The organism is Streptomyces glaucescens, assembly GCF_002154375.1.
In the GTDB taxonomy this organism is placed as follows: Bacteria; Actinomycetota; Actinomycetes; order Streptomycetales; family Streptomycetaceae; genus Streptomyces; species Streptomyces glaucescens.
Map to the genome: position 1 here is coordinate 142 of NZ_MUND01000027.1, position 5,077 is coordinate 5,218.

At 71.3% G+C, this 5,077-nt stretch carries 4 protein-coding genes and 1 pseudogene; 2 read left to right on the forward strand and 3 right to left on the reverse strand.

Annotation, left to right across the window (positions count from 1 at the left end; all coding sequences use genetic code 11):
• On the forward strand, positions 1 to 371 hold a 371-nt coding region (locus tag CCN42_RS02200; RefSeq protein ID WP_245877113.1), incomplete at its 5' end, for a LysM peptidoglycan-binding domain-containing protein.
• A 364-nt stretch (positions 372 to 735) separates the two neighbouring features.
• Here the strand turns inward: CCN42_RS02200 and ctaD are convergent.
• A complete protein-coding gene (gene ctaD / locus CCN42_RS02205; protein WP_086732811.1) occupies positions 736 to 2,430 on the reverse strand; it encodes an aa3-type cytochrome oxidase subunit I in 1,695 nt (564 codons plus the stop codon).
• A 435-nt stretch (positions 2,431 to 2,865) separates the two neighbouring features.
• Here ctaD and CCN42_RS02210 point away from each other — a divergent pair, with 435 nt between their 5' ends.
• Positions 2,866 to 3,081 (forward strand): I78 family peptidase inhibitor, encoded by a 216-nt coding sequence (locus CCN42_RS02210; protein WP_086173559.1) that lies wholly within the window; start codon positions 2,866 to 2,868, stop codon positions 3,079 to 3,081.
• A 53-nt stretch (positions 3,082 to 3,134) separates the two neighbouring features.
• Here CCN42_RS02210 and CCN42_RS02215 read toward each other — a convergent pair whose 3' ends face one another.
• A complete protein-coding gene (locus CCN42_RS02215) occupies positions 3,135 to 4,181 on the reverse strand; it encodes a phosphatase PAP2 family protein (RefSeq protein WP_086732812.1) in 1,047 nt (348 codons plus the stop codon).
• Positions 4,182 to 4,422: 241 nt separating this feature from the next.
• A pseudogene (locus CCN42_RS02220) lies at positions 4,423 to 5,077 on the reverse strand (hypothetical protein); the annotation flags it as partial.

A 5,077-nucleotide genomic window follows, 5' to 3' on the forward strand; every position in this document is an offset into this window, starting at 1 on the left:
TGAAGTACGCCCCCCGCGCGGACCTCGCCACCCGCGCGGAGCAGATCGCCGTCGCCCAGGAGGTGCTGGCGGTGCAGGGCTGGGAGGCCTGGCCGGTCTGCTCCAAGCGGTACGGGCTCAAGGGGCGGATGCACACCGTGAAGCGCGGGGACACGCTCAGCTCGATCGCCCGCAAGTACCGCGTCGAGGGCGGCTGGCAGGCGCTCTACCAGGCCAACAGGACGACGATCGGTGCCCGTCCGGATCTGATCGAGGTGGGCATGATGATCGCCCTCCCGGCGGGGTCGGCCCGTGCCCACTACCCGGTGGGGACGCCCGCGGTGTTCGGCCCGCCGCTCGGCGACACCGCGGTTCGGCTGCTTCACCGCTGAACCCCACGGCCCCGCGGCGCGGCCGCCCCTGGGAGAACCCGGCGCACCGGGCCCGGACCGACACACGCTGGTGAGCCAGGCGGGTTCTCGGCAGCGACCTCGGGCGGGGGGACGGCACGGCGGGCTCGCGGCCCCGGGACGGGGGGCCGCGGCACGGCCCTCACGGCCGCCCTGCTGCTGTTCCTCACCCCCGCCCTCGCGGCCTGCGACGGCGGCGACGGCGACGGCGAGAGCGTGCCTGCGACGCCGACCGCACAGGACACGACGGGGGAGACGACGCGGCGGCCCTCCCGGGCCGCCCAGGCCGTCACGGGGCGCCGCCGCCCCTGGTCCCCGAGGTGGCGTACCAGCCCTGACGGGGTGTTCAGGGGTGCCCGGGGATGCTCTTGTCGTGCGCCGGGTCCGTGTGCCGGGGGGCGGGGGCGGAGTACTCCGGGTGGTGCAGGTCGAAGGCCGGGGAGTCGGTGCGGACCCGCGGCAGGGCCGTGAAGTTGTGCCGCGGGGGCGGGCAGGAGGTCGCCCACTCCAGGGACCGGCCGTAGCCCCAGGGGTCGTCGACCTCCACCTTCGTGCCGTACCGGGCGGTCTTCCAGACGTTGTAGAGGAACGGCAGCGTGGACAGGCCGAGCAGGAACGCGCCGATCGTTGAGACCGTGTTGAGGGCGGTGAAGCCGTCCGCGGCCAGATAGTCCGGGTAGCGGCGCGGCATGCCCTCGGCGCCCAGCCAGTGCTGCACCAGGAAGGTGGTGTGGAAGCCGACGAAGAGCGTCCAGAACTGGATCTTGCCGAGCCGTTCGTCGAGCAGCTTCCCGGTGAACTTCGGCCACCAGAAGAAGAAGCCGGCGAAGATCGCGAAGACGACCGTGCCGAACACCACGTAGTGGAAGTGCGCGACGACGAAGTACGAGTCGGTGACGTGGAAGTCCATCGGCGGGGAGGCCAGGATCACCCCGGTCAGCCCGCCGAACAGGAACGTCACCAGGAAGCCGGCCGACCACAGCATCGGTGTCTCGAAGGACAGTGAGCCCCCGAGCATGGTGCCGGTCCAGTTGAAGAACTTCACGCCCGTCGGCACGGCGATCAGGAAGCTCATGAAGGAGAAGAACGGCAGCAGCACCGCACCGGTGGCGAACATGTGGTGCGCCCATACGACCACCGACAGACCGGTGATCGCCATCGTCGCGCCGACCAGCGCCATGTAGCCGAAGATCGGCTTCCGGCTGAAGACCGGGATGATCTCCGTGACGATCCCGAAGAACGGCAGCGCGATGATGTACACCTCGGGATGCCCGAAGAACCAGAACAGGTGCTGCCACAGCAGCGCCCCGCCGTTCGCCGCGTCGAAGACATGCGAGCCGAACCGCCGGTCCGCCTCCAGGCAGAGCAGCGCCGCGGCCAGCACCGGGAACGCCAGCAGGATCAGGATCGACGTGAACAGGGTGTTCCAGGTGAAGATCGGCATCCGGAACATCGTCATGCCCGGGGCGCGCATCCCGATGATGGTGGTGATGAAGTTGACCGCTCCGAGGATCGTGCCGAAGCCGGCCAGCGCCAGCCCCATGATCCACAGGTCGGGGCCCACCCCCGGCGAGCGTTCCAGGCTGTTCAGCGGCGCGTAGGCGAACCAGCCGAAGGCGGCCGGCCCGTCCGGCACCAGCAGGGAGCCGAGCACGATCAGCCCGCCGAACAGGAACAGCCAGTACGACAGCATGTTCAGCCGCGGGAAGGCGACGTCTGGGGCGCCGATCTGCAGGGGCATCAGTTCGTTGGCGAAGCCCGCGAAGGTGGGGGTCGCGAACAGCAGCAGCATGATCGTGCCGTGCAGCGTGAACAGCTGGTTGAACTCGTGGTTGCTCACCAGCTGGAGCCCCGGCCGGGCCAGCTCGGCGCGCATCACCAGCGCCATCGCCCCGCCGGCCAGGAAGAACGCGAACGACGTGATCAGGTACAGATGCCCGATCTTCTTGTGGTCGGTGGTGGTCAGCCAGTCGATGATCACCCGGCCGTGCGCCCTGGTCCGGACGGGCCGCGCCGTCGCCGGTGCCGTCTGCGTCCCCATGTTCGCTCGCCCCTTCGCTCGTCGCGTCCCGGGCCCCGGCCGCCGCATCCGCGGCCGGGCTGCCGCCAGGGTGCTGGTGCGGTCGCCCGCCGCGACAGGGCGCATACGGGCCTTCCGTGCCGGAAGCGTGGATTTCCTGTGCAGGATCGGCCGCCGCGCCCCGGCCGGGAATGGGAATGGAATGCGCTTCCTGGACGGTCCTCCCGGCACTTTCCGCCGGGCAATTCGACGAGCCGCGCCGACACGCGGGAATTGCGTTCGAATGCCTGCGGAAGGCGTAGGGAACCGCTCGTTCGTGTGAGGGGCCCCGTCCGAAACGTGTGTCGTGATCCTGTGACAGAAGTGTGACCGGAGGGGGATCAGTGACCCAGCGTGTCGGCTTGCCCTTCCCGGACCGCCCTTCCCTCCGCCGCCGCCCGCGCCTAGCGTGGCGGCATGGCACCGATTCCGAAACCCTCCGCAGAACCCCAGGACAGCCCCGACACCTATGTCGGCCTCGACGCGGACGCCGCCGAGCGGCGCGCCCGGGAACGGGGCTGGTCGACCGTGCGTGCGCTGCCGCCCGGGGCGATCATCACGATGGAGTACCGCATGGGACGGCTGAACTTCGAGGTGAGGGACGGCCGGGTGGCGCGCGCCTGGAAGGGCTGAGAGCGCGTGAGTGAGGCCCCGGTCACCGCGACCGGGGCCTCACTCACGCGCTCTCAGCCGCCGGTCAGCGGACGCGCCGCCTGGCCCGCCGTGCCGCGGGCCAGGCGGTCGGGGTGCGGCGGGCGGCGGCTGCCGGCCGGGGTGACCGGGGTGCGTTCCGAGCGGGCCGTGTGCGGGCCCGGGGCCAGCAGCGCCGACGTCCGGGAGGGGCGCGCGGCGGTCGGCGGGACGATCTCCCGCAGCGGCGCCGGTTCCTCCTCGGCGGCCGGGGCCTGGACCGGGGTGAGCAGCACGGGCTCGGGCGTCGGGAGGGCGCCGCGGCGGCGGGCGCGCAGTCGGGCCCGAAGCCGGTCGCGCTGGGTGAACAGCCAGGCCTCCGCGGTCGCGATGGTCGGCTCCAGCCAGGGCAGCGCCAGCAGCACCAGCAGACCCGCGGCCCAGCCCAGCAGGACGTCGCTCAGCCAGTGCGTGCCGAGGTAGACAGTGGTCAGGCCGACGCTCAGCGACAGCACCGCCGACAGGGCCGACAGCCAGCGGCGGGCGCTTGGCGTGGAGGCCAGGTAGGCGAGGATGCCCCAGGTCACCACCGCGTTGGCGGTGTGGCCCGAGGGAAATATGTCGCTGCCGGCCTGGAACCAGTGCCACATCTCGTTGGAGCCGACCTCGGTCGCGTAGTGCGGCCCGGAGCGGCCCAGCCCGTACTTCACGGCGCCCACCGTCACGTTCAGCAGCAGCAGTGCCGCGCCGAAGGCGAGCAGCGGGCGCAGGGTGTGCTGCCGCCAGCAGCGCCAGCCGAGCCAGGCCGCGACCATCACGGCCGTGGGGCCGCGCTGGCCGAGGACCACCCAGTAGTCCAGGAAGGCGTGGATCTCCGGCCACTGCTGGTAGGGCCGGAAGAGCATGGCCTGCCAGTCCAGCCGGACCAGCCACGACGTGGTCACCACGGCGAGGACGATCGTGAGGTAGAAGGCGAGCGTCGCGCCGAAGAGCACCACCCGGTGCCGCGTCATGCGCGGCACGTCGAGGACCGGCCGCTGCGGTTCGCGGTCCAGTCGGGCGAAGATCCGGTCGAGCCGGGTCGGCTTTGGTTCGGTACGCACCCAATCGACGTTACAGCGAGTGAGCTGACTTCCCTGCCGAATCACTGGGTTTGTAATGACGATGTGATGTGGGATTGCTCTCAGGTGCGGGTTTATTTCCAGTGATTCCGCAATGACCGGATCGTGTTCCCTGCAATTCCTTTGATCATTCCGCGGGGGGCGGTTTTGCGCCGCTTATGAATTCGTTCACCGGTGCATGGGGTCGAATTCGCCGGGCGCTCACCGGCTGTAGCCGGGCCGGTCAGGGCGGACCCGAGCCGTTCAGCCAGAACGCCCCGTACACGGCCGATCCCACCGCCAGGACCGCCGTGACCAGCGCCGACCGGGAGGGGCGCAGCCGGGCGAGGGCGAGCGCGAGGGGCAGCAGCAGCGGGAAGGCGGGCAGCAGCAGGCGCGGTTTCGAGCCGAAGTAGCTCGACGCGCACAGGGCGAGGGCGGTGACCGTCCCGGCGTACACCAGCAGCGGGAGCGGCTGGCGCTGTCGTACGCAGACGACGTACAGCCAGATCACCAGTCCGACTCCGGCGATCAGGCCGATCCCGGCCAGGGCCGACGGAAACGACGTGAACTTTTCGGCGACGAACCGGGCGAAGGCGTAGCCCCCGTCGAAGCCGTTGCGCCAGCCCGCCTGGACGTCCAGGTAACCGAGCGGACCCTTGCCGGTGCGGTGGCCCACCCAGAGCACATAGCCGACGGCACCCAGGGGCGCGAGCAGCATCGCGAGGGCGCGCCACCACGCGGGTGCGCCCTCGGGGGTGGGGTTGCCCGGCCGGGAGGAGGCGTGCGGCTCGGCGTGCGCGCCCGGCGCGGGCGCCGTGCTCCACTGCCGCGCGGATGGCCCAACGAACCGGCCTGGAGACGGCCGCCCGTCCGACTCCCGTACGAAGGACACCACC